Source organism: Selenomonas bovis DSM 23594, from assembly GCF_000381005.1.
GTDB lineage: Bacteria > Bacillota > Negativicutes > Selenomonadales > Selenomonadaceae > Selenomonas_C > Selenomonas_C bovis.
In genome coordinates this window covers 15,398-41,248 of the sequence record NZ_KB908390.1, presented here as the reverse complement: position 1 = coordinate 41,248, position 25,851 = coordinate 15,398, and the positions used below count along the sequence as shown (strand labels likewise).

The 25,851-nt window shown below is 61.5% G+C and carries 19 protein-coding genes; 2 read left to right on the top strand and 17 right to left on the bottom strand.

Annotation, left to right across the window (positions count from 1 at the left end; genetic code table 11):
- Nucleotides 1-77: 77 nt before the first annotated feature.
- From F599_RS0107110 to F599_RS0107075, 8 genes are all read right to left on the bottom strand, one after another.
- The gene (locus F599_RS0107110; protein ID WP_019542835.1) at nt 78-2,015 is read right to left on the bottom strand and encodes a BamA/OMP85 family outer membrane protein; all 1,938 of its coding nucleotides are present in this window, start codon (nt 2,013-2,015) and stop codon (nt 78-80) included.
- A gap of 291 nt (nt 2,016-2,306) precedes the next feature.
- Nucleotides 2,307-2,882 carry a hypothetical protein gene (locus tag F599_RS14790; protein ID WP_019542834.1) on the bottom strand — a complete coding sequence of 192 codons (576 nt, stop codon included), beginning with the start codon at nt 2,880-2,882 and terminating at the stop codon, nt 2,307-2,309.
- Nucleotides 2,883-3,087: 205 nt separating this feature from the next.
- Nucleotides 3,088-3,729 carry a sigma-70 family RNA polymerase sigma factor gene (locus F599_RS0107100; RefSeq protein ID WP_019542833.1) on the bottom strand — a complete coding sequence of 214 codons (642 nt, stop codon included), beginning with the start codon at nt 3,727-3,729 and terminating at the stop codon, nt 3,088-3,090.
- Between the two features lie 189 nt (nt 3,730-3,918).
- Entirely contained in the window at nt 3,919-8,292 is a 4,374-nt protein-coding gene (locus F599_RS0107095) for a translocation/assembly module TamB domain-containing protein (protein ID WP_019542832.1), read from the bottom strand.
- Between the two features lie 234 nt (nt 8,293-8,526).
- Nucleotides 8,527-10,206: a TolC family protein gene (locus F599_RS13800; protein WP_019542831.1), complete on the bottom strand. Its 1,680-nt coding sequence runs from the start codon at nt 10,204-10,206 to the stop codon at nt 8,527-8,529.
- 26 nt (nt 10,207-10,232) lie between these two features.
- Nucleotides 10,233-11,513, bottom strand: coding sequence for an MlaD family protein (locus F599_RS0107085; protein ID WP_019542830.1), 1,281 nt, complete (start codon nt 11,511-11,513; stop codon nt 10,233-10,235).
- Nucleotides 11,510-12,256 carry an ABC transporter ATP-binding protein gene (locus tag F599_RS0107080; protein WP_026327877.1) on the bottom strand — a complete coding sequence of 249 codons (747 nt, stop codon included), beginning with the start codon at nt 12,254-12,256 and terminating at the stop codon, nt 11,510-11,512. The genes F599_RS0107085 and F599_RS0107080 overlap by 4 nt, the downstream gene beginning before the upstream one ends.
- 19 nt (nt 12,257-12,275) lie before the next feature.
- On the bottom strand, nt 12,276-13,043 hold the full coding sequence (locus F599_RS0107075; RefSeq protein ID WP_019542828.1) for an MlaE family ABC transporter permease: 768 nt from the start codon (nt 13,041-13,043) through the stop codon (nt 12,276-12,278).
- Nucleotides 13,044-13,251: 208 nt separating this feature from the next.
- On the opposite strand from F599_RS0107075, the gene rnhA reads away from it, so the two are divergent.
- The gene (gene rnhA, locus F599_RS0107070; RefSeq protein WP_019542827.1) at nt 13,252-13,959 is read left to right on the top strand and encodes a ribonuclease HI; all 708 of its coding nucleotides are present in this window, start codon (nt 13,252-13,254) and stop codon (nt 13,957-13,959) included.
- Between the two features lie 227 nt (nt 13,960-14,186).
- On the opposite strand, the gene F599_RS0107065 is transcribed toward rnhA, so the two are convergent.
- The 3 genes from F599_RS0107065 to F599_RS0107055 form a co-directional block, all read right to left on the bottom strand.
- Nucleotides 14,187-15,494, bottom strand: coding sequence for a flagellin N-terminal helical domain-containing protein (locus tag F599_RS0107065; RefSeq protein WP_019542826.1), 1,308 nt, complete (start codon nt 15,492-15,494; stop codon nt 14,187-14,189).
- Between the two features lie 143 nt (nt 15,495-15,637).
- On the bottom strand, nt 15,638-18,829 hold the full coding sequence (locus tag F599_RS0107060) for an efflux RND transporter permease subunit (protein ID WP_019542825.1): 3,192 nt from the start codon (nt 18,827-18,829) through the stop codon (nt 15,638-15,640).
- Between the two features lie 13 nt (nt 18,830-18,842).
- Entirely contained in the window at nt 18,843-20,060 is a 1,218-nt protein-coding gene (locus F599_RS0107055) for an efflux RND transporter periplasmic adaptor subunit (protein WP_019542824.1), read from the bottom strand.
- Between the two features lie 298 nt (nt 20,061-20,358).
- On the opposite strand from F599_RS0107055, the gene F599_RS0107050 reads away from it, so the two are divergent.
- Entirely contained in the window at nt 20,359-20,799 is a 441-nt protein-coding gene (locus tag F599_RS0107050) for a MarR family winged helix-turn-helix transcriptional regulator (protein WP_019542823.1), read from the top strand.
- A 116-nt stretch (nt 20,800-20,915) separates the two neighbouring features.
- Here F599_RS0107050 and F599_RS0107045 read toward each other — a convergent pair whose 3' ends face one another.
- The 6 genes from F599_RS0107045 to fabG all read right to left on the bottom strand — a co-directional run bounded on the left by F599_RS0107045 (nt 20,916) and on the right by fabG (nt 25,850).
- Entirely contained in the window at nt 20,916-21,728 is an 813-nt protein-coding gene (locus F599_RS0107045; RefSeq protein WP_019542822.1) for an MBL fold metallo-hydrolase, read from the bottom strand.
- Between the two features lie 14 nt (nt 21,729-21,742).
- Nucleotides 21,743-22,453: a ribonuclease III gene (gene rnc, locus F599_RS0107040; RefSeq protein WP_019542821.1), complete on the bottom strand. Its 711-nt coding sequence runs from the start codon at nt 22,451-22,453 to the stop codon at nt 21,743-21,745.
- Between the two features lie 5 nt (nt 22,454-22,458).
- The gene (gene fabF, locus F599_RS0107035; RefSeq protein ID WP_026327876.1) at nt 22,459-23,703 is read right to left on the bottom strand and encodes a beta-ketoacyl-ACP synthase II; all 1,245 of its coding nucleotides are present in this window, start codon (nt 23,701-23,703) and stop codon (nt 22,459-22,461) included.
- Between the two features lie 84 nt (nt 23,704-23,787).
- The gene (locus F599_RS0107030) at nt 23,788-24,732 is read right to left on the bottom strand and encodes an NAD(P)H-dependent flavin oxidoreductase (RefSeq protein ID WP_019542819.1); all 945 of its coding nucleotides are present in this window, start codon (nt 24,730-24,732) and stop codon (nt 23,788-23,790) included.
- Nucleotides 24,733-24,821: 89 nt separating this feature from the next.
- On the bottom strand, nt 24,822-25,067 hold the full coding sequence (locus F599_RS0107025; RefSeq protein WP_019542818.1) for an acyl carrier protein: 246 nt from the start codon (nt 25,065-25,067) through the stop codon (nt 24,822-24,824).
- 39 nt (nt 25,068-25,106) lie between these two features.
- Nucleotides 25,107-25,850: a 3-oxoacyl-[acyl-carrier-protein] reductase gene (gene fabG / locus F599_RS0107020; protein ID WP_019542817.1), complete on the bottom strand. Its 744-nt coding sequence runs from the start codon at nt 25,848-25,850 to the stop codon at nt 25,107-25,109.
- Between the last annotated feature and the right edge of the window lies 1 nt (nt 25,851).

The following is a 25,851-nucleotide window of genomic DNA, read 5'->3' as shown; positions in this document are numbered from 1 at the left end:
CCCGGCAAGCAGCCGCCTGCGCCCCCAGGCATGAATACTTCCCTGTGCGCTGAAGCGTGCGGCTGCTATGAAAATGATCAGAACGTGCCGCCGACGCTGAAGTGAACACGGCCGCCGTCATCACCGCGGCCATAGTCGAGGCGGATGGGGCCGAGCGGCGTCGTCAGCGACATGCCGATGCCGACGCTGCCCTTGACCTCATCCGGCCAGAGCCCGTCGTCCCAGGCACCGCCCCAGTCGGTGAAGAGCGCGCCCTGCACCTTGCTCACGATGGGGAAGCGATACTCGAGCGTCGCGAGGAACATGCGCTCGCCGCGGAACTGGTCATCGCGGTAGCCGCGCAGACTGTCCTGGCCGCCGACCTTGTATCTCGCGAATTCAGAGAGATGACCGCTGCCCCAGCCGTACTGACCGCGCAGCGCCCAGACCTGCGCGTGCCCAGCCTTGAAGTAGCGCTGATCCTCGATATCCGCCTTGCGGTAGCTGAAATCGCCGCCGAAGCCGCCGAGCTCGCCCGTGATGCTCACGCGGCCGCCCGACGTTGGGAAATAAATATTGTCGCGCGTATCCGTCACATGCGAGAGCGTCAGGCTGCGCGTAAGGCCGAAATTGTAATCACGCCAGCCCTTGTACTCCTCGGTGCTGCGATCCTTGTAGAGGCCGGACTCCGTGTGCCTCTTATACTCATCCTTGCGATTGCGCAGCGTGATGTAATTCGTCGAATACTCGCTGACTGGCCTGCCGAAAGTGAGCTCGCCACCAGAATACTTGCGCATGTACGACTCGAGATAGTCTCCATCAGAATTGTAGTCATCATACTCATAGGTACGGTTGTAGACGCGGATCGTGCCGACCGTCTGCTTCTTGTCTATCCACGGGTGACGGTAGGAGACGCTGTAGCCGTGGGCATCCGTATCGTCGCCGCTCATCTCGTACGTGATGCTTACGGCGTCGCCCGTGCCGCGGAAGTTCGTATCACCAACAGAGACCATGCCGATGACGCCGTCCTGGCTCGAGTAGCCCGCGCCGACGCTGAACGTGCCCGTGCGCTTTTCCTTGACATTCCACTCGACAACCACCGCATTCGGATTGATGCCAGGCACAATCTTCGGATTGACTTCCTCGAAAAAGCCGAGGTTGTTCACGCGCTGCCAGCTGCGCTGTGTCTTCTTCGCATTGAACGGCTCGCCGACCTTCTGCCGCATCTCACGCAGGATGACATAATCCTTCGTCTTCTTGTTGCCCTTGACCTTGAAGCCCTCGATGGTGCCCTCGTTGATCTTGATGGTCAGATTACCTTCCTTATCGATGTTGAGGTCGGTGATCTTCGCGAGGATGTAGCCGTCCGCCCGATAGCGCTCCTGGATCTTCTGCACGTCGCGCCGCAGCTCGACGCTGTTCATGAGCTCGCCTACCTTGAGCGGGACGAGCGCGAGGAGGTCCTCCGTCTTCTCCACGGTATTGCCTGTGATCTTCAGACTTTTCAGCACTGGATTCTCGAGCAGGTGATAGGTGAGCACAACGCCCTCCGGTACCTCCTCGAAGGAGGGGAAGAGGTCATAATAGTATCCCGTGTCCAGCAAAGCCTCCATATCCTCATCGAGACCTGCCGCAGTATACTTGTCTCCTACATGGAGCTTGCCTGCCTTCGCCGCCGTCGCACGCGTCGCATCCGTCACGCCATCGAACTCGATGTCCACGATGGTCCGGCCCTCGTACTTCTTCTTGTACGCCTCGATGGCTTCCTCCGTCGGACGGAGTTTCGCCCAGCCATTGATGCGCTCATTCCTGGAGTCTGCCGCCTGTCCAGCCGTCTGTTCCAGCACGGAGGATGCATCTGCAGACGCGTTCTTTTCCTGCGTGGCTGCATTTTCCTCAGCGGCAGCGACGGCCTGCGCCGCGGCCGCTGTTCCAGTCCCGTTTCCCTCCTCTGCCGACGATATGCCCGGCAAGGATGCAAAGCCCGTTGCAAGCGCAATGGCGCACGCCAGTTTCCGATAATTCTCTTTCGTCAAAGGTCAAACCTCCCATTGTTGGTGTGGCATCGTGTCCTGTTCTCGTGGCATTGCCAATGCGAGACAATGCAGATGCGTGAAGACGGAGTGCCGAATTAATCAGTAGTTCCTTAAGGAAGCGCTGATTAAATGAAGTGCCCTGAATTTGCGTAGATGCGCTGTATCTCTCTAGGAGACAAACCGGAGGCGTAGCAGAGCTACGCTGAGGATTTGTCGACGACGAGAGGACAGTGCAGATGCGCAAAGGCAGGGTGCCGAATTAATCAGTGATTCTTTAATTATATCGGTTTCTCAAGAAGCCCGCAAGGCTTTCCCCGCAGACTGCATGAGTTTCTGCGTCTCAGGCGACGGCGGGCGGGCGGCCGGTGTCTCCCGCGGCTGTGCCGACACTGCAGGTACCGCTACCGCAGACGGCATCTGCGGCGGTGATGCAGTCTCCTGCACCGCTGCCCGCGCAGGCTCTCCCGCAGCCTGCATCTTCGCTGCCTGTCCCTGCATTTTCTGCAAGGCGGCGGGGGCAGGAGAGTCTGCTTGTTCCTGTCCTTGTACCGACGCCTGCGGCACGACGGCTGCTGCTGGTGACGGCGACGAGAGCGCCTGATCCTCCGGCGGCGCAACCGCCGGGCGCAGGAACAAGCCGAGCGACAACACAGCCAAGGCCGTCGCGAGCGGCAGTACGCGCCGCCCGCAGCGCCGCCAAAGCGGTGGCCGCTGCGTTTCCTTGGCCCGCGCGAGTTCCGCCTGCGCGAGCATGACCTTGAGGTCTCCTTTGATATCTGCCCCTTGCTCCAGAGATTCTCCCGCCTCGTCGAGCCAGTCGCGCGCTGCGCGAATGCGCTGCGCCTGCTGCTTCCGATCTTCTCCCACGGCTTCCTCCTTTCTCGCTGCGCGGGAAGCTCCGCTCAGCGGCCGCCTCGCGCATCTCACGTCTGATGATATACTCCCCTCGTACCGCCTCAATTGAACAACGCATATAAACGAAAAAACCGCGAATATCGCGGTTTTCCATCGATTATCACGCAATCGCATGCAATATGTACCATTTTTCGCCGTCTCAGGCGATTGCCCTCGCTCACCAATGCTGCATAAAGCGGGAAAGCATGCCGCGCACACGGCGGATGCCGCTTTTCTGCAGACGGTAGATATGGGACTTGCTCACAGAGAGCGCGTCCGCCACGGCGTCGACCGGCTGGCTCTCGAGATAGACGCCCGTGAGCACAGCCCTCTCCTTGTCCGGCAGGCGTTCCATCGCCGCGTGCAGGCGGCCCGCGAGCTCATGCGACTCCGCCTGCTCAGGTACTGAGAGCGCCGCGGCATCCGCGAGCGCCTCCTTGAGCGATGCCCCCATACTGTCCTCAGCAGCGCCTCCGTCCATACAGGCAATGTCAGCCTCATGCTCCCGCCGCAGGAAATCGCGCATCCTGCCGCGGATGCGGTGTACGGCAAAGAGACTGAACGCCACGCCGCGTGCCGGCTCATAGCGTTCTGCCGCCTCGATGAGGCCGACCGTCCCCTCCTGGATGATGTCCATGATTCCGTCGTAGCCTCGATACGGGAGCGCCTGCTTGAATACGAGCGGTTGGTAGGACTCGATGAGCCGTCGCCGCGCCTGCATATCGCCCCGCTCCTTGAAGGCGCGCCAAAGAGCTGCCTCTTCCTCCTGCGAGAGCACGGAAATCTTATTGAGTTCCTGCATGTAATCATCGAGACGCATGGCGTACCTCCTTTCCTGCAACACGACCTGGGGAATCACTGATTCATTTCCCCCTGCTTTTCCATATCTGCACTGTCCTCCCGCCGCCCTACAATCCTCGACGCAGCTCTGCTACGCCTCCGGTTTATCTCCTAGAGAGATACAGCGCATCCATGTAAATCCGGAGCACTTCATTTCATCAGCGGTTCCTTAGAACTTATACTGCGCCTCCACACCGAAAATATAGCGACCGCTCTCGCGGTCCAGCGTGAACCCCATGAAATCATTGACATCATACTGCATGCCGTATCGCTGCGTATCGCTCCCAACACCACGTACATAATGAACCTGCATATGGCTGGAGATACGCTTGCCCATCTCGACATTGTAGACATTCTCCTCATCCTTGCCGCTCTCGCCGCGCTGCTGCTGCTCGAGTGCTGAGCCGCTGCCGCGCGAGATACGGAACGTATCGAGCCAGAGCCAGCTGCGCATCTGCTCCTCGAGATCGGCAATCACGCTCATCGAAAGGCCGATGTTGAAGACATCCGCCACACCGATTTCCATATCACCATGCTGATAGGCATTGCGCAGCGTGAGCATGCGCAAAATCTCCGTCTCGCTGAACTCCGGCGAGGAAGTCAGCATGACCTTCATGTGGTTGTCGAGCGTCCCTTCGAGGCCGAGCGTGATTTTCGTCGCGCCGAGCATCGTATCAGCGCGGAAATAGATGCTCGGCAGGAATGTATCCACCTGATCGAACGTCGCCGTGCCCTCGCGGACCTTGAAGACATTCTTGATATAGTTCACTGTGCCGCCGCGCTTCACACGGAACTGACCGCTCGGGTGCGGATGGCGCGTCGTGCCGCCGAAGTGCGCGTCGCCCGTGATGTAGAGGTCGTAGAGCGCCGCACTGTAGAAATGGACATCGTCGCCGGCATGCACATCGACATCGAGCAGGAATTCCGGCAGCTCGCCCTCCGTATCCGGCAGCATCGGCACGGACACCTCGCACTTGTCGAATACGAGCCGTCCCGAGAGCTTCGGCAGTTTCCTGCCGTAGCTCTCTCCCTCCGTCAACCGGAATGACCCCGTGAGCGGCCCCTTGTAAAAGTCAGACACCGCCTCAAGATGGTCGAGCGAGAGGCTCGCCTCATATTCCGTCGGCGTAAGACCTGCCAGCGTGACCTTGCCAGATCCTGAGTAAGAACCACTGCCCATCTTACCAGAAAAATCAGACAGTGTCATGACATTCCCATGAAAAGTAAGCTTTCCTGTCATTTGTTCTATCGGTTTTTCCAGTGGTTTCAGCTTCATCGCGCCATCTGCCAGCGAGAGCTCTCCCTCAAAGAGCGGCTGCGCCGCCGTGCCCGTCACGAGCACACTGCCTTTCGTCGCGCCCATCGCCCAATCCACCTGGGAGGAGAGCACAGGTAATAGGGAAAGGTCGGCATCGTCGAGCGAGACGTTGAGACGGATCTGCTCGTAGTCCGCAAGCGCATCCTCCGCCCCCGCCGTGAGTGCCCGCAGCGGCACGATGCCGCTCGCGCTCGCGCGGTAGGTGTGCGGTGCCTGCTTGCCGACCGTCTTCGCCACCTGCATCTCATCGACATTCAGGATGCCATGAGAGAGGCGCAGCTGTGCCGTGAGATCGTCAAATGTCGAACCCTGGATGCCGCCATTCTTCGCCTGCACCGTCATGCGCGCGGAGGGGCTCGCGAGCGTGTCGCCGAACGTCATCTCAATGTTCGCTGTACCGAGCACGTCTGCCTGCACGCCTGCCGCTTTCGTGAACATGCCGAGCGGTATGTCGCTGCCCTGCACATGCGCAGCAATCGGTCCATCCAGGGAAACCGTGCCGTCTGCCGTGAAGGTGCCGGATGTTCCCTGTGCGCCCTGGCATTCCTCGATGGAGAGCACGCGGTCCGCGAGCTTCAGCGAGAGCACGAGATCATGTACCTCATAACCCGCGATCTCGCCCTTTGCTACCGTGCCTTCGAACTCCACCCGCGGATCATCCACTGTACCGCCCAGCACAGCCGAGGCATCGAGCGCACCGCGCAGGACATCGCTTTTTTTGTTGAGCAGGGCGGCAAGATTCTCCACATCGGCGTCCTCCACGATAACATTGCCGGCAAGCGCACGGCTCTGCGTATCAAACGAGAGGTCGAGATCGTAGCTGCCGCCTCCCTGCAGGAAGCCGAACCGGTCGAGCTTTACGACATGATCCGCATAGCGCGCATGGCCGTAGGCGCGCGCGATGGGCACGCCGTTGAATACGAGACCAGAGGCATCGAGTGTCCCATCGAAGACGGGAGCCTGGATGCTGCCCGTCACCGTGCCGTTGAACGTGCCGTGTCCCGAGACCTCATAAGGCAGCTTGTGCTCGATGCGCTTCATGTCGATGTCGCGAACCTCCGCTTTGAGGTCCAGGCTGCCATCCAACCCGATCGTGCCGTTCAGCACGGCATCCACGAGCGGCGAATAGATATGGAACACCTGCAGGCGCAGCACATCATCCTTGATGAAATAGTCGCCGTCCATGCCGGAGAGCAGCACGCCGCGGTAGCTGCCGCGATAGAAATGGATGTAGCCGACGGCCTCCGGATGATCGAGCGTTCCCGTGAAGTGAATCGTGTTGTCCACGTTGCCCGTGATCGGCTGACCAGGCGCGACGAGCGCCGCGATATCCTCCATGCGCGCTCCCATCGAATCGACGCGCAGGTCGAGGCGCTTCTCGCCGACGAGGCCGATGCTGCCCGTGACAAGCCACGTCTCCTTGCCGCCGTTCTCCATGAGGAAGTCTTCGATGGTGAGACCGTCGAGACTGCCATGCGCCTTGAGCGCGAGCGTGTCGAACGGCTGCTGGAACGCCTTGCCGTGCCTGGCGGAAAAGGAGAGATCGACCTGCGGGTCGCTGATGCTCCCCTGCACCGTTCCCTTGAAGTCCCCTAGGCCAGTGATCTCCGCCTGCGGCACAAGGTCGCGCAGCAGCGAGAGATCCACATGGCCGCCGTAGAAGGCGAGCGAGAGCGCCGTGCCATCCGTGACCGTTCCCTCAAGGCCGATGCTCGAGCCATTCGGCAGGCGCGCGCTCAGATAATCGAGCGTGAGGTCGCGCCCGCGCAGGGAGAAGGACGCGCCGAGGCGGTCGATGGGCAGGCTGCCGTAGGAGCCGCGGCTGACCGATGCACTGCCGTCAAAGGCAAGCTGCGTCATATCAGCCCCCTGACCGGAAACGCCCACATCCGCCGCGAGCGTCCCCGCAATATCCGGGAGCTGCGCATCGCCTAGATACGGCCTGAGGCAGGGCGCGAGTGCTGCGAGCGAAATCCCCTCCGCCTTGGCGTGCCCCGTAAACGACGCATCAGCCAGGGTGAGCTCTGCCTCCCCGGATATCTGGCCGCCGAACGCCTGCACGCGCGCGTCCTGAAGATAGAGCACACCACCGAGAAGTCGCAGATGCGCCGCGGCATTTTGAAAGGGAATCCCCTCCGCCGTACCGCGCGCGATGCGCACCTCGCCGTCGGCTGTGGGCTGCGCGAACGTACCGCCGATATGCGCGCTAACGGCGACCGGCCCCTCATAGGCAATGGGCAGCGCCGCACCGAGCACAGCTGCGGGATCGACCGACGGCGCCTCGAGCGCGAGGCTCATCGCGGGAGATGACGTATCGAAACGCACCTCCCCGTAGACGCGCGCCTGTTCCCCATTGACCTTCGCCGTGACATCGCCGCCGAGCGAGCGGTTCGTGAAATGCGTGAAGCCCTGAATCTCCCGCAGCTGCCTGCCCTGCACATCAACGGCACCCGACGCAAGCTCACCGTCACCGATGATAGAGAGCTGCCCCGCATGGCGGTAGAACGTCGCCGATGCCTGCTTCACTTCGCCGCCAACGAGCGTGACGCCATCTGGCAGCAATCCTTCCGGGACGAGATAAAAGTATGAGGCGAGATCGACATCACGCGCCTTCACGTTCACGATCTGCCGGTCGCTGTCAAGTGTCGCCGTGACCTCGGCCTGCGCGCCGTCCCGCGCAGCTTGCAGCTCGGCGCGGATCACAGGGAAAGACGCGAAATCCGCCTTGCCCTTTACCTCGTCAAGCACGAGCGCGCGCTCGCCCTGGCGGACGGTCACGCGTGCATCCTCCACAGCAATCTCGCCGCGAAATGCATTCTCCCCCGTGCGCCCCGTCTCGATGTCCTCGACGTTCCACGAACCATCCGCGCGCTGCGCGAGCTGAGCCGCCACACCGCGCAGCGTCACCTGGTCCACGGCCGCGGCGGGATTTTCAAACACAGCAAGCAGGCGGAAATGCACCCGCGCCTCCTCGGCACTCGCAATGCATTCCGCCTGCTTGTCATAAATGGCGACATCATGAAGGGAGAGCTCATGGAGGGAAGAAATCTCGATGCTGCCCACCGCGACCTCCGTGCCGAGCGCCGAAGCGGCGAGACGTCCCGCCTGCTCTCCCGCCGTCTGCATGAACGCGCTTGTCTGAACGTAATACCAAAGCCCCGCTCCCGCGAGCACGCAAAGAAAAAGGAGGCCACATACGCCGCGCACTATGTTTCTCCGCTTCATTGTGACATCCCCCTTCGCGTACGGCCGTAAGAAACGCTGCTGCACTCAGCACGCCGTCTTCACGCGACTCTCGCCCTCTCGGCATCCCTCAACGCATGCTTGGCTGTGCCTGCGGTTTCTCCGAAGCGCACAGCACATCCACGTAACTCCGGGGCACGTCATCCGACCAGTGCGTTCCTTACAGATTCCGACGCCCCGCCTGCAAGAGGCAGTCCGCGTCGCCTGAAAGCTATCTCAGCGTGCCAGCTCTGCCTCCACACTGCTGCTCTCCGCCTGCGTGTTTTCAGCGGTCTGCTGTGATGTCTTCCCTGCTTTGTCTTTTTTCTCCGCAGCGGCCGACTTGACGTCAGCGACTGGTTTCTTCTCCGCTGGTTTTTCTGCCTTGGCTGCCTTCTTCGCCTGCTTGGCCGCAGCCTTTTCCTGCGCTGCTTTTGCCTTCGCCTCTGCCTTCTTGGCATCCGCTTCCTTCGCGGCTGCGATCTTCACCACGTCCTTGACCTCGCGCAGGGATTTCTCCTCATCCTTCGTGAGCTTCTCGTGGAGCAGCGAAGCGTCGAGTGTCTTGCGCGGCGTATCACCTGCTTGCTGCGCGGCGACATAGCGCGGCACATCGATGTCGACGGGGATGCCCATCGCCTTATCGAGCGCTGCCTTGCTCGTATTGTAGTTATAGAGCGCCGTATAGTAGTTCGTGCGCGCGCTCGTGAGCTTTTCCTGCGCGTCCATGACAGAGAGGTTCGTATCGACACCGGCACTATAACGGACCTGTGCGATCTTATAATCCTCCTCTGCCTGCTCGACGGCCTTGGATGTCGTCTGGATGTTCTTCTCCGCCGCCTGCAGCGAGAGGAACTGCTCGCGTACGTTAAGCTGGATGGTTTCCTTCGTCGCTGCCGCGGACTCCTCTGCCGCGCGCAGGCCGGCTTTCGCCTGCTCGACGGACGCGCCTACCTGCCCGTTATCGAAGATATTCCAGCTCGCCGTGAGCCCTGCCGCCCACTGGCCCGTGATGTCCTCCTTGAATTCATCGCGTCCCGTGAGGCTGCGCGTGACAGCCGCCGTGACGCTCGGCAAATGGCCTGCCTTCGCGATGGAGAGGGCCTCCTTGCTCTGCTCTACCTGATAGTCGGCCGCGATGCCGTCCGGCCGATTGTCGAGCGCATAGACCGTGCAGCTGTCGAGGTTCAGATCAGGATATGCCGTATACTGGAGCTGGTCCTTGACGGAAAGCACCGTATCCGACGGCAGACCGATGATGTTGTTGAGCGATGCCATCGCGATATCATAGTTATTCTGCGCCGTCACGAGGCTCTGCTGCGCATTCGCGAGCTGGACCTCCGAGGCGAGCACATCGGATTTTGCGACCGTGCCCACACGGTACTGCGCATTGACGTTATTCAGATGTTCCTCGAGCGTATCGACAGCCTCCTGGTTGACATCGACGAGGTTGCGGCACTCGAGCAGCTGGTAGTACGCCTGCGTCGTCTGGAGCTTCACGGCCTGCTTCGTATTTTCGAGCGTGAGATCCGCCGCGTTGAGCGCATAGCTCGCGCGCTGCCGCGTATGCTTCAGGCTGCCGCTCGCGTCGAGATTGTAGCCCGCCCGCAGCGTATTGCCGTAGGCCGTGTCATAGTCCGCGTGCTCGTAATACTTGCCGCCTACGCGGTTCACCGTACCCTCCCAGGAGAGCGTCGGCCCCGCGCTGCGGCGCGCGGACGAGAGATTCCAGCGCGCCTGGTCTACCTGCGCGATGGACTGCTTGATACTGCGGTTGTTCTCGAGCGCCATCTGGATGCTGTCGTCGAGACCAAGTTCCACCGTATTCGCTGCAAGCGCCGTGCTGGCACTCATCGCCATAAGGCCTGCGAGCACGAGCGCCGTGAGTTTTTTATGGAAACGATTCGCTTTCTTCAAAGTGATTCCTCCTGTCAAATCCAGTTTCAGAACGTCTGCCGCAGGCCAAAATAACCTGCGCGTTTCTCACTGTCTGTCACATCATCGAACTGCCCGAGAAGAGCGGTGCCACCTCCGAGATCATACGCGGCGCGCAGCCGCAGCTTCACATCGTCCGGGTCATAGGCGTCCGCGGAAAAGGTGAACTTATCACCCGCATAGGCATCTAGGCCGAGGCCGACCTTGCCGGCGACCACGCCGCCGCGCGCGCCGAGACTGCCGCGGCGCCGCCCGACCTGCGCGTTGAAGAGGCTGTCATTGCCGATGTCATCGACGCCGAGATCGAGGAAGCGTGCGCCGTTTTCCACACGCAGATTCGCGTTCGCGCTCCAGTCGTGTTCCTTGCCGCTGTAGAGCACGTCGACGCGCGGCTCCATCGAGAGGCTGCCGACCTTGCTGAGTGCCTTGCTTGCGCGCGCACTCACGTCGCGCGCGTTCTTTATGGTCTCACGCAGGCTTTCCGCTGTCTCGGGATCGCCCGCGACGCCCTCGAGGTTCTGCGCCATCTTGTCGATGCGCGCACTCGTATCCTGGATATTCGTGAGCGTCTCGCGCAGGCTCGCCGTCGTCGCCGGGTCGCCCGCGAAGGCATCGAGGTTCGCCATCATGTGCTCGACATTCCCCATCGTGCGGTTCATCGAGGCCGTGAGCGTCACGAGATTCGCCGTGATCTCGTGGACATTCCCGCGGTTCTCCGCCGCCGTCTGCTCGAGGACGGCGATGAGTCCTGAAAGATGCTCCGTCGTATCACGCAGGTTCGCCATCATCTGCAGGATGGAGGTACGGAAGCCCTCATTGCCGACGATGCTGTTCATGCTCGCGAGCAATTCCTGCACCTGGCCCACCGCCTGGTTGATACCCGCGAACATCGAATCCATGCCCGCCTCGTCCTCGCCGATGAGATACGCGCCGTCGCTGATATAGTAGCCGCGGTCCTCCGCCGGCTGGATGTTGACGAACTTCTCGCCCATGACGCCCGGCGTGCCGATCGTCACATGCGATCCCTCCGGGATGCGGACGTCCGGGCGGACCCTCATCGCCACCGTCACGCCGCCGCCATCGTTCTCGATGGACTTCACCTCGCCGACAGGCACGCCGGAGAGACAGACCTGCGCCTGCTTCTCGAGGCCGACGACCTGATGGAAGCCGGCATAGACCGTATATCCCTTGCCGGAACGGAGGGAAAAGCCGCTGAGCCCGATGACGAGCGCTGCGAGCAGCAGCAGGCCCGCCAATGTGAACGCGCCGACCTTCGCCTCTGTCTTCATGGGCAAACCTCCTTTGTCGTGCGTAGCGTATGGAAGAACGCCTGCACCCTTGGATCCTTGAGTCTCTGGAAGCGCTCCGCCGTATCGACGGCGATGAGCTCTCCCTCGTATATCATGGCGATGCGGTCCGCGATGCGGCAGGCACTCGCCATATCATGCGTAACGACGACGCTCGTCACATGGAGCGCCCTCTGTGTATGGATGATGAGCTCGTCGATCTTCTCCGTCATGATGGGATCGAGACCGGAGCTCGGCTCGTCGTAGAAAATGATGGACGGCTCGATGGCGATGGCGCGCGCGAGACTCACGCGCTTCTTCATGCCACCCGAGAGCTCGCTCGGCATCAGGTCCTCCACGCCGTCGAGCCCGACGAGATGGAGCTTCTCGCGCACGATCTCCGCAATGCGCGCCTCGCTGAGATCCGTGTGCTCGCGCAGGCCGAACGCGACGTTGTCGCCGACCGTCATCGAGTCGAAGAGCGCTGAGTACTGGAACACCATCCCCATGTGCAGGCGGATGGGCTTGAGCTCCTGCTCCGTCATATGGCCGATCTCCTGATCGCCGATATAGATCTCGCCGCTCGTCGGCTTGATGAGGCCGATGAGCAGTCGGAGCAGCGTGCTCTTGCCGGAGCCTGACCCGCCGATGATGGCGAGCGTCTCGCCATCCGCGATCGTGAGGCTCACATGTTTCAGCGCCTCATAGCCGTCGAAGCTCTTGCTTACATCTATCAATCTTATCATAAAACCCTCGCTCGCGCTGTTAATATAGGATAAGAGTGAGCAGCGCGTTCAAGATGAAAATCACGATGATGGAGGCGACGACCGTGCGCGTCGTCGCGCGTCCAACGCCCTCCGCGCCGTCCGGCGCGTGCAGGCCGTAATAACAGCCGAGCACCGCGATGACATTGCCAAAGAAGACCGCCTTGACGAGGCCGCCTAGGAGGTCATAGGCATCGACATAGACATGGATGGCGTTCGTGAAGAGGAACGAGCTGACGCCTGAGTAATAGACCGCGACCACCCAGCCGCCGAACACGCCGATGAAATCACCGAATACCGTGAGCAGCGGCACGACCAGCATGCAGGCGAGCATGCGCGGCACGATGAGGTAGTCGACGGGACTCACCGCCATCACGCGCAGCGCGTCAATCTGCTCCGTGACCTTCATCGTCGAGATCTCCGCCGTGATGGCCGCGCCGACGCGGCCCGCGCAGACAACCCCCACGAGCACAGGCCCGAGCTCGCGCCCGATGGCGATTGCGATGACCGCGCCGATCGTCCCCTGTGCGCCGAACTTGATGAACTCATGCGCTGTCTGCAGCGTGAGCACGACGCCCGTAAAGAGCAACGTGAGGCACACGATGGAGAGCGAGTCCACACCGAGATGCGACATCTGCGCCAGGATGTGCCGCACGCGCGGCCGATGCCGCAGCTGCCGCATCGTCTCCGCGTAGAGCAGCACCACCGTGCCGAACGCCTCACAGCGCGCGATCACGAATGCGCCGAGCTGTTCGAGTAAATGAAGCATCGCGTTCCTCCTCTATGCCCGCGGAATCTCTCCACGGGAAAATCATACACTCCCTAGTTTAGCAAGCAAAGCGTAATTAGTAAAGATATGTTTACTAATTTTTTTCAGCGCCATGTTGTCGGAAGCGCCAAAGGACAGCTATAATAGAAACAGAACGATTGCAGAAAGCGCTGTTTCCTCAGCGTTTCTCCAAGGAGAGAGGGATCTCATGGCAAAACCATCCATCTACGCCGTCGCGCGCGGCCGTGCCTGCGGCCTCTTCACGAGCTGGCAGGAGTGTGAGAAACAAATCAAAGGCTACCCCGACGCGAGGTACAAGGGCTTCGCCGACGTCGCGGTGGCACTCGCCTGGCTGAACGGCGAAACGAACGCCGCCAAGGCTGAGCCGCAGGGCAGCGCCCGCCGCGCGCCCGCCGCGCCCCGTCCGCACGCGCCACGCGAGAGCTGCGCAGCAGAAGCTGCGACCGCGCCCGCCGACTACACGATCTACACGGACGGCAGCTGCCTCAAGAATCCCGGCGGCCCCGGCGGCTGGGCCATCGTCGCCTGCGACGAGCGCACCGGCACGCTCACGGAAAAGAGCGGCGGCCATCCCGAGACGACCAACAACCGCATGGAGCTCACCGCCGCCATCGAGGCGCTCGCCTTCGCGCCCGCCGGCACGCGCGTCGCGCTCTACACGGACAGCCAGTACCTCAAGAACGGCCTGACGAAATGGCTCGCGGGCTGGAAGCGGCGCGGCTGGAAGAAGGCCGACGGCACCCCCGTACTCAACCGCGACCTCTGGGAGCAGCTCGACGCGCTCACGCGCACGCACGCCATCAGCTACCACTGGGTCAAGGGCCACCGCGGCAACCCGCGCAACGAACGCTGCGACACGCTCGCGCGCAGCGAGGCGATGAGGTTCTGCCGCTGACGCGCCGCCATCCACAGACCCCCATGCCAAACACAACAGGGCTGCTGCACGTAAGCATGTTCCGCGTTACCTGGCAGGCGAGCATTTCTCGCGACCAGGTATGCAAGGAAATCGCTGCGTGCAGCAGCCCTGTTTTTATCCGACGAACGCGTACCAAACGGCCAAACGAATCGACCATGACAAGGCGCGTAGTTTCATGCGCCCGCGCGCTTTGCCTACGGCATGGCTCAGCCGAGCAGCGAGAGGAACCAGCCCGCGTTCTTGTTGTTCTGCGCGAGCATCGCCATCGCCGCCTGCATGAGCACGTTCTCCCGCGTATACGCAAGCATTTCCTTAGCCATATCGGCATCGAGCAGCGTCGATTTCGCATCGGTGAGGTTCTCGCTCTGCACCGTGAGGTTGCTGATGGTGTAGTCGAGCCGCGATGACATCGCGCCGACCGTCGTCTCCTGGTCGAGCGCGCGCTTGAGCGCCTTGTCGAGCACGTCCATCGCCGCGTTCGCTCCCTTCTGCGTCGTGACATCGAGCACGCTGCCGTCTCTGCCGCGCAGGCCGAGCGCGCGCGAGCTCATATCGCCGAGCGGGATATTGAGCGTATTGTTCGCGTCCGCGCCGATCTGCATCTTGAGCGAGCCGTCCGCACGCGCGTCCTTCGCCTGAATGGTCTCCGTGAACGCGTCGAGCGCGCTATTCACCGTCTTCTTCATCTGTCCCTGGCTGTCGCTGATGCCGATGGTGAAGCCTGAGATGCTCCCGGCTGTGCCCGCGTCCTTGGCCTTGACGGAGATCGCGCTTTCCCCATCGGCCGTCTTTACCGTCTGCCCCGCCGCGCCCGTGCCGATCTCCGCCGTATCGCTCATACCCGCAATATCGAATACATCGCCCGCGATGGCGTTCATCTGCTTGAAGATATCCTCAACCGTCGTATCCTTCGCCGCGTAGCTCGCGCTGTACGTCTTGCCGTCCTTGACGTAGGAGACGTTCACCATATCGCCCGCGAGAATATTGAGGCTCGAGCCGTCGCGGCGCGTGAGGTCGGTGAGCTTCGTCGTGAGCTTCATATCCTTGCCGAGCTGCTCGTTCGTGAACGCCTGCTGCGTCTTTTGCGAGAGACCCTGCCGCGAGCCGTCTAGGAGATATTTGCCGTTGTACGTCACGAGCGCGTTATCGTCGATCTGGTCGGCGTACTGGTCGAAGAGCTTCTGGATGGTCTGCCGGTCCGTCGTCGTCGCCGTGTCGTTCGCCGCCTCGATGGCCTTTTCCTTCAGCGTGCGCAGGATGTCGACCGTCGAGCTGATGCCGCCGTCCGCGACCTTCAGCAGGCTCTTTGACTGCTGCGCGTTGCGGTTCGCCTGATCGAGCCCGCGGATACGCACATCCATACGCTGACCGATGGCCCAGCCGGCAGGATCATCCGCGACATTCGCGATGCGCAGTCCCGTCGAGATATGGCGCAAGTGGTTCGCCATACTTGCCGAGTGCTTGTTTAAGGTATTGAGGATGCCGATGGACATCACATAATTGTTGATCGTCATAACAGCCTCCTTGCTCTATGGACGAAATTCCCTTCTTTTCTATACATCGTCAGGAACGAGGTGGAACTTAATCCCCCCTAGCGCTTCCCAAAAGAAAAACCGTGCCGGGCACGCAGCCCGACACGGTGGAAACCATTATCGCATCACATGTAATCAATGGACGTCTTTTTCCGCGCCTTCGGCACGATGCCGAGCTTCGCGGCGAGCCATTCCGTCGCCACGAAGAATACGGGGATGAGGAAGATGCCCATCGCCGTCGCGAAGAACATGCCGCCGACGACGGCGACGCCCATGCCGTTGCGCGCCGCAGCACCGGCGCCCGTCGCGATTGCGAGCGGGACGCAGCCGATGATGAACGCGAAGCTCGTCATGAGGATCGGGCGCAGGCGCAGGCCCGCGGCCTCGAGCGCGGCTTTCACCGGCTCCATGCCGCGATCCACGCGGACCTTGGCGAACTCGACGATGAGGATCGCGTTCTTCGCCGCGAGGCCGATGATCGCGATGATGCCGATCTGCATGTAGACGCTGTCCTGCAGGCCAGCGTTCATGTGGCCGAACATCGCCTCGAGGATGGAAAGCCCATACTCCGAGACGAGCGCGCCGAAGATGCCCGTCGGCACCGTGAGCAGGACGGCGAACGGTACGCTCCAGCTCTCATAGAGCGCTGCGAGGCAGAGGAAGACAAAGACGAGTGAAAGCACGAGCACCTTGATCGTCGAGCTCGATGCCTTCGCCTCCTCGCGGCTCTGACCGGACCACTCGATGCTGAAGCCCGTGCCCGCGTTCTGCTGCACGACCTCCTTGATGGCGTTCATCGCCTGTCCGGAGGAATAGCCGTTGCCCGCCTGGCCCGTGATCTGGATGGAGCGCGTGCCGTTGAAACGGGAGATTGTCGACGGGCCGGAGGTGAACTTCGGCTTCAAGAGCGTATCGAGCGGCACCATCGTGCCAGAGGCGGACTTGACGAAGATGAACTTCATCTGATCCGTCGAGCTGCGGTAGTCGTTGTCCGCCTGCAGCATGACCTTGTAGCTGCGGCCGAAGCGGTTGAAGTCGTTGACCTGGTAGCCGCCGTAGTTGACCTGCATGGCCGTGAAGACATCGGAGAGCTGGATGCCGAGGTTCTTGACCTTCTCGCGGTCGACCTCATACTGGACGACCGGCGAGCCGGCAGAATACGTCGAGCGCACGCCAGCGAGCTCCGGACGCTGGTTGGCTGCCGCAACGATCTTCTTCGTGATGTCGTTGAGCTCCGTCTCCGTGTGCCCCGTCATATCCTGCAGCTGGAGCGTCCAGCCGCCCGTCATGCCGAGGCCGGGGAGCGCCGGCGGATTCATTGCGATGACCGTGGCCTCCGGCGCGACCTTCGCGCCGATGCCGAACGTCGTGCGCACCGCCGCGTCGACCGAGGCCGCCGCGTCCTCGCGCTGCGACCAGTCCTTCATGCCGACGACGATCATGCCGGCGCTCGAGGACGCGCCGTCGGAGAGCGGCGAGAAGCCCGTGATGGCCATCGTACCGTCGAGGCCCTTGATATTTTCCATCATGGCCACGTTAAGCTTGTCAACGACCTCCTGCGTGCGGTTGGCCGAAGTGCCGTCCGGCATCTCGACCGCCGCGAACATGTAGCCCTGATCCTCGTTCGGCACGAACGTCGACGGCAGGTTCTTGTAGATGAGCCCCGCGACGCCCGTCACGATGAGCAGGAAGATGAACGCGAGGCGCGTATGGCGGATGAACTTCGCCACGATGCCGACATAGCCGAGCTTTGTACGCTCGAACCAGCGGTTGAAGCCCGCGAAGAAGCGGCCGAGCACGCCCCCTTCGTCCTCTTCTGTATGCTTTTTGAGCATCATCGCGCAGAGCGCCGGCGTCAGCGTCAGCGCCACGAAGGCCGAAAGGCAGACCGACACGGCGATCGTGAGCGCGAACTGCTTGTAGAGGACGCCCGTCATGCCGCCGAGGAACGCGACCGGCACAAAGACGGCGGAGAGCACGACGGCGATGGCGACGACAGGCCCCTGGACCTCGTCCATCGCGCGCTCCGTCGCATCGACCGGCGTCAGGCCCTCCTCCATGTGCTTCTCGACGTTCTCGATGACGACGATCGCGTCATCGACGACGAGGCCGATGGCGAGCACCATCGCGAAGAGCGTCAGCGTGTTGATGGTGAAATCGAGCACAATGAACGCGCCGAGCGTACCGACGAGCGAGACTGGCACGGCGAGCAGCGGAATGACCGTTGCGCGCCAGTTCTGCAGGAAAACGAAGATGACGAAGACGACGAGCAGCAGCGCCTCCACAAAGGTCATCAAGACCTCCTCGATGGATGTGCTGATATAGTCCGTCGAGTCGAAGATCGTCGACATCTCCATACCTGGCGGCAGCGTCTCCTTCGCCTCGTCAAAGACTTTGCGCACCTCGCTGATGGTCTGCATGGCGTTCGCGTCACTCGTGAGGTTAATGCCGAAACCGACGGACGGATAGCCGTTGAATTTCGAGATAATGCTCTCCGACTGCGCGCCCGCCTCGATTTTTGCGACATCCTTGAGGCGGACGAACTTGCCGTCGCCAGCCGACTTGATGATGACGTTGCCGAACTCCTCCGGCGTCGTCAGACGTCCCTCGATCTTGCCGGACATCTGCTTTTCCTGCCCGTTGTTGACCGGCATCGCGCCGACCGTACCGGCAGGCGCCTGGACGTTCTGCTCCTTGATGGCCGCCGAGACATCGGCGACCGTGAGGCCGAGCTCCGCGAGCTTGTCCGGGTTGAGCCAGACGCGCATCGCGTAGTCCGAGCCGAACACCTGGACATCGCCGACGCCGTTGATGCGCTTGAGCTTGTCCAGGAGATAGATCGTCGCGTAGTTCTTCATGAACGCGCGGTCATACGTACCATCCGGCGAATAGAACGCCATCATGTACGCCATATCATCCGTCGATTTTCTCGTCGTCACGCCGACCTGCTGAACCTCAGAGGGGAGCTGGCTCGTCGCCGAGGCGACGTTGTTCTGCACCTTGACCGAGTCCATATCGCCGTCCGTGCCGACGTCGAACGTGACCGACAGGCTGTAACTCCCCGTATCGTCAGAGCTCGAGGACATGTAGTCCATGCCCTGCGTGCCGTTGACCTGTTCCTCGACGATCTGCGCGACCGTCTGGTTGACGACCGCGGCGCTCGCGCCCGTATAGCTCGCAGACACCTGCACCGTCGGCGGCGAGATCTGCGGATACTGCGCGATCGGCAGCTGCGTCGCCGCAATCGCGCCGGCGATGACGATGATGAGCGAGACAACGATGGCGAAAATCGGGCGATGAATAAAGAATTTAGACAAATCGCCGCCTCCTTTAGCTTTCGCTGCCGCTGCTGGCGTCTGAAGAAGTCATCGTGTCATACGGCGTCGTATCCTCGTCGAGCGAGAAGCCCATATCCTCAGGCGTCACCATCGTCACCGCGAGATCCTTGCCCTCCGTTAGGCTCGAGAGTCCCTCGACGATGACGGTATCCTCTGCGGAGAGGCCGCTCTTGACGATGTAGTAGCTGCCGACCTGCTGACCGAGCTCGATCTTGCGCGCCTCGGACTTGCCGTCAGCGCCGACGACCATGACGAACGTCTTGTCGAGGAGCTGCTGCACCGCGCGCTGCGGCACGAGAATCGCGTTCGGCACCGTCTCGCCTGTGAGCTTCACGCGCGCGAACATGCCGGGGAGCAGCAGCCCGTCGGGATTGCCGAAGAGCGCCTTCACCGTCAGCGTGCCGGAATTCTGCGTGAGCGCGCGGTCCGCCTGCACGATGCGCCCGTCGAGCGGATACGTCGTGCCGTCGGAGAGCTTGATCGCGACCGTGATGCCATTGCCGCTGCCGCTCTGCATCTGCTGGATGTTGCGGAACTTCAGATACTCTGTCTCGGAGATGCTGAACGTCACGAACACGGGATCCGTCGTGCCGATCGTCACGAGGTTCGTATTGCCCGCCGTCGCGAACGTGCCGATGGCGACGTCATCGACGGAGACCTGACCGGACATCGGCGCGTAGACGACCGTATCGGAGAGATCCTGCTGCGCCTTCTGCAGCAGCGCCTGGTTGGCCGCCGCCGCCGCGCTGTACGCGTTGACATTCGCCTGCTGCGTCGTGACCTGCTGCTCGGAGATCGCGTCGGATGCCAGGAGCTCCTGGTCGCGGCCGAGATCCGTCTGCGCGTTCGCGAGCGTCGCCTGCGACTGCGCGAGCGTCGCCTGTGCCTGCAACACCGCTGACTCATACTGGCGGCTGTCGATGCGGTAGAGCGGCTGCCCCGCCTGCACGAAATCACCGCCGTGGAAATACTTCTCCACGACGCGGCCCGAGACCTTGGACTGCACCTTGACCTCGTCCTTGCCGGCGATCTGACCCGCATACTCGCTCACGACCGGCGTGTCCTGCTGCAGGACCTTCATGGCCTTGACCTGCGCAGCGCCGCCGGCCGCCTGCTGCTTCTGCCCGCCGCAGCCGGCGAGCAGTGCGGAAGCCGCAAGCGCCAGCGCGAGCATGAGCGCAATCGGTTTCTTTCTTTTCGCGAAATGCAAAAAAATAACCTCCCTCTTTTACTTCCCTGGAAGAGACATCTCATTCCTTCTTAAAATTAGTAAATATTTGTTTACTATTTATTGTCAATATAGTATAGTATATCTAGCGAAAAGTCAAGGCGGCGCGAGCGTATCCCGCCCCGCTTTCTGCAAATTTAATTGTATGAAAAGCTCATTCCCTCGATACGATATCGCGCCCGCGCTCTGTCATAAAAACAAACGCCACCGCACAGCCCGCCGCACCTCGACGCTCTCCGTTCCGCTGTGCCCACGAAATCCGTCAAAAGGAGACGACCGCATGTCAGAAACCGCCGCTGAGTCCATCTCGATGCACTTCATCGAGACGCTCGTGCTCATCCACCGCAACTTTTACCGCCATCTCGCCGTCCCCGTCCCCTTCAACCAATTCGCCGTCCTCATGACGCTGCGCGTCGACGGAGCGGAGTCTCTCACGGCCGTCGGCGCGCTCCTCAACATTTCCAAGCAGCAGATGACGAGCATCTGCGAGAAGCTCACGGCCTCCGGCCTCATCCAGCGCGAGACCGACCGACGCGACCGCCGACGCGTGCTCATCTCCCTCACGAGCGCAGGCGAACGCCTCATCGAGGATCAGAACGAGATCGTGCGCCAGAAATTCATCCGCAGCCTCAAGAACCTCCGTCCCGAGGAGCAGGACGCGCTCGCAAACGCCATCGACCTCCTCAACCGCTCCATCGAGAAGATGGCGACAGCGGACTGAGCCTCCTAACACTGTGGGCGCACGAAAATACCGGATGTCATGAGATGACATCCGGTATTTTCATATCAAGCGCCGCACATGAACATGCCCTGCACGATTCTATGCACACGCCATGTTTACTTCTCCAGCACGATGGTCTCGAGATCGTCCGGCACGCAGACGACGCCGTCGTAGTACTGCGCCGCCTCGGCCGTATAGTCGCGCTTGCGCGTCGCGATGGTCTTGTCCTCTGTGTGATAGAGCACGAGATGCTTCGCGCCGAGCGATGCCGCGAGCTCGCTCGCCTCTTTGACGGTGCTGTGATGCTTCTCGTAGGGCTTGTAGCGCTCGCGGTCAGCGTATTTGCAGAACGCCTCGGAGAGCAGCCAGTCAGCGTGCTCGGCATAGGCGCGGTCGTGCTCGTTAAAGGGCTCGTCACCGAGGCAGGTGAGCCGCATGCCGTCCGCGTAGTCGAGCGCGTAGCCGAACTGCTTTGCCTTCGTCGAGCAGATGTCGAACGCCGTGAGGCGCGCGAACGGCAGCATGATGGCCTCGCCGTCTTTGACCTCGCGCAGCTCGATGCCGTCGCCGATGCGCGCGAAGTCTTTTTTCTTGAGCGTCATGCGCGTCATCGTGAGCAACATGTCCCTGACGACATCATGACAATAAATCGTGAACGTACCTTCGTATTTCCCCTTATTCATGAGATCCGCTATTTTGCGGATCAGCCAGATGACGCCGAGCACATGGTCGGTATGGCCGTGCGTGACGAACATGTGGTGACAGCGACCATAGTCAAAGCCCGTGAGCTCGAGCTGGCGCAGGATGGTGTTGCCGCCGCCCGCGTCCGTGAGCAAGAGGCTGCCGTCCTCGTTCTCGATGAAAAAACAGGTGTTGTAGCAATGGGTGACCATCGCACTGCCCGTGCCGAGCATCGTGAGTTTCCGCATCGTATCGTCTCCTGTCACTTTTTCTGCCTGGCAAGCGCCATTCGCGCTGCCTGCTGCTCCGCTTCCTTCTTGCTCGAGCCCTCGCCCTCGCCGCAGGTCTTGCCGTTGATGACGACGGCGTAGCGATAGTGCTTCGCGTGATCCGGCCCCGTCGCCTCGAGGAGCTCGTAGGCGATGGTGCTGCCCGGCGTCTTCTGCACGAGCTCCTGGAGGAGCGTCTTGTAATCCTGCAGATTCTCGCCATGCCGCACCTGGTCGAACTCCGGCGCGAGCTGGCGCAGCGCGTAGTCGCGCGCCGTCTCCCAGCCCTGGTCGAGATAGATGGCGCCGAGCACAGCCTCGAAAGCGTCCTCGAGGTTCGTCGTGCGCGCGCGTCCGCCGCTCATTTCCTCACCATGCCCCAGAAGCAGGTATTCGCCGAGCCCGAGCCGCGCCGCGATCTTCGCGAGCGCAGCCGAGCAGACGATGCTCGCGCGCGTCTTGGTGAGCTCTCCCTCAGGAAGGCGCGGGAAGTGCGTATAAAGATATGTGCTGGAGGCAAGCTCCAGCACAGCATCTCCCAAGAATTCGAGGCGCTCGTTGTGTGCGACGCGCCCCTGCGCTTCATTGGCATATGAGGTATGAACGAGCGCCGTATGCAGGAGCCCGATGTCATGGAATGTCACGCCGAGCCGCTGAGCGAGCGCGAGAAGCTCGCCTTTTCTTGCTGCACTGCATCCGTTCATTTGATTCACTCCGCGTATTTCTTGAGCAGAAGGCAGGCGTTGTGACCGCCGAAGCCGAACGAGTTCGACATCGCCGCGCGGACCTTCTTCGCCTTTGCCTTGTTCGGCACATAGTCGAGGTCGAGGCCCTCGTCCGGCGTCTCGTAGTTGATTGTCGGCGGCAGCATGTCCTTCTCGACCGCGAGCGCCGTCGCGATGCACTCGACACCGCCGGCCGCGCCGAGCAGATGGCCCGTCATCGACTTGATGGAGGAGACGGAGACGTCCTTGGCCGCCGCGCCCCAGACCTGCTTGATGGCCTCGGTCTCGCCCTGATCGTTGAGGTGCGTCGACGTGCCGTGCGCGTTGACGTAGTCGACCTCACTGGCCTGCATGCCGGCGTCGTCGAGCGCGAGCTGCATGCACTTCGCCTGGAACTCCCCGTGCGGCGCCGGGCTCGTGATATGGTAGGCGTCAGAGTTTGCGCCGTAGCCTGCAACCTCAGCGTAGATGTGCGCGCCGCGTGCCTTGGCGTGCTCGAGGCTCTCGAGCACGACGATGCCGCAGCCCTCGCCCATGACGAAGCCGCTGCGTCCCTTGTCGAACGGGCGGGAGGCATGCTCCGGATCGTCGTTGTGATCCATGCAGAGCGCTTTCATCGCGCCGAAGCCTGCGACTGCCGCCTGGCTGATTGCAGCCTCCGTACCGCCCGCGAGCATGACGTCCGCGCCGCCGTGCTGGATGACACGGAACGCGTCGCCGATGCAGTTCGTGCCCGTCGCGCACGCCGTCACCACGCAGGAGGACGGGCCATGCAGCTTGTACTCGATTGATACCTGACCTGCCGCCATATTCGCAATCATCATCGGCACGAAGAACGGGCTGATGCGAGAGGGCCCCTTCGCGAAATATTTCTCATACTGAGAATGCATCGTCTCGATGCCGCCGATACCCGTGCCGACATACGTGCCGATGCGCTCGAGGTTCTCTTTCTCGAGGTCGAGACCCGCGTCCTTGATGGCCATGCCAGCCGTCGCGACAGCGAACTGCGTGTAGCGGTCCATGCGCTTCGACTCCTTCTTGTCGAGGTAATCCGTCGGGTCAAAGTCCTTGACCTCACCGGCGATCTGCGCGTGGAATCCCTCAGGATCGAAGCGCGTGATGCGTCCGATGCCGTTCTTTCCCTCCATCATGGCGTTCCAGAACGCTTCCTTGCCCGTACCGATCGGCGTGATGGCACCCATGCCTGTAATGACTACGCGTTTATTCAAATCGATTCTCCTCTCATACTACATGTGCAGCACCCGCGAGCGGATACTGCGCGCCGCCTCCTTGGCCGCCTGCGCGGCGCTCCCTCACTGGGCGGCGGCTGCTTCCCGTTTCAGTTGGGAAAAGATCTCATGAACGGAAAGGATCTTCTTGATGCGCGGCATGTATTCTCCTGTGAACACAAGCCCCGTCTCCACATCGCCCTGCTGCGCGCGCGTGAGCGCGCGGATGATGCAGAAATTATGCTTGCACGCCTTGAGGCAGGCGTCGCAAACTTTCGGAGGAACCGGACCCTCCATGACGCGCGCCGAAAACGGCGTGCGGACAGCGCGGCCGGGCAGACCGACCGGACTGTGAATGACAACAATATCCTCTGGCTTCGACTTGAGATAATACTCCTTGAGTGCGGGAGCCGCATTCGACTCGGCACTCGCTGCGAAGCGGGAACCCATCTGGACGCCGTTGGCGCCCATCTTTATGAAATCAACGATGTCCTGACCGGAGAGGACGCCGCCGGCCGCGATGACCGGAATCTTCACGGCAGCGCGGATGCCCGGGATGAGCTCGCGCACAGACGTGCTCGTACCGAGATGCCCGCCGGCTTCCTTCCCCTCTACGACGATGGCCGTCGCACCAAGACGCTCCGATATCTTTGCTAATTTCACGGACGAGACGATCGGGACGATCGGCGTACCCGATTCCTTGCCGTAGCCGAACATATCACGAGAAAATCCTGCACCGGCGACGATGAGGTCAATCCCTTCCTTGATGGCGGTCTTGACGACCCCGGCAAAATCGCGGGCGGCAACCATGATGTTGATGCCGATGATCCCGGAGGTCAGCGACCTTGCGAGCCGGATTTCATAGCGAAGTTCCTCATGGGACATGCCGGATGCGGCGATGAGCCCGATCCCGCCTTCGTTGGCAACTGCTGCAGCCAGCCGCGCTGTGGAAAGCCGGATGGCCATGCCTCCCTGTACGATGGGGACTTTTGCAATCTTCGTGCCAATCTTCAGCTCTGGAAGCTTCAAGGTTACTCCTCCAATCAATCCTACCTTTAGAAAATCCCGCGAAGAATCTTCACTTCACGGGATTTCAGAAAAGGTAAGACGAACAAACTTTATTTGCTGTTCTGGTCGATATAGGTGACAACGTCCTGCACCGTCTTGATCTTCTCAGCAGCCTCGTCCGGAATCTCAATATTGAATTCCTCTTCAAAAGCCATGATCAGCTCAACAATATCCAGGGAATCTGCACCAAGGTCATCGATGAACGTGGAATCGATCGAAACCTCATCGGCCTCAACGCCCAGCTGCTCGACGACGATATCGCGTACTTTCTCGAAAGTCTTGTCTGCATCTGCCATGTCTTTCACCTCCTTATCTTGGTGTACTATATAGTTATATCACATAACCATGCCGCCGTCTACCTTGACGACCTGGCCTGTAATATAGGAAGCTTGGTCAGAGACGAGGAACGCGACGGCGTTCGCCACGTCCTCCGGCTCGCCCATGCGGCGGAGCGGGATGGCGGCGAGCGTCGCTTCCTTCGCCTTCTCCGGCATCGCGGCCGTCATATCCGTCGCGATGAAGCCCGGTGCGACGGCGTTGACCGTGATGCCGCGCGCGGCGAACTCGCGCGCCGCCGACTTCGTGAAGCCGATGACGCCGGCCTTGGCCGCCGCGTAGTTCGTCTGGCCCGCGTTGCCCATGATGCCGACGACGCTCGCCATATTGACGATGCGGCCAGCACGCTTCTTCATCATGAGCTTCGAGACGGCCTTCGTCACATGGAAGATACCTTTGAGGTTCGTGTCGAGCACGGCGTCGAAGTCCTCTTCCTTCATGCGCATGAGCAGGCCGTCGCGCGTGATGCCCGCGTTGTTCACGAGGATGTCGATCGTGCCGAACTCCTCCGTGACGGCTGCGACCATCTGCTCGACCTGCGCGCTGTCGGAGACATCCGCCTGGAAGAGCGCGGCCTTGCCGCCGGCCGCCTCGATGGCCGCCTTCGTCTCCTCTGCCTTCGCGGTGTTGCCCGCGTAGTTGATGGCGACATGCGCGCCCTCGGCTGCGAGCCGCAGCGCGATGGCGCGGCCGATGCCGCGGGACGCGCCCGTGACAAGCGCGGTCTTTCCATCTAAAAGCATA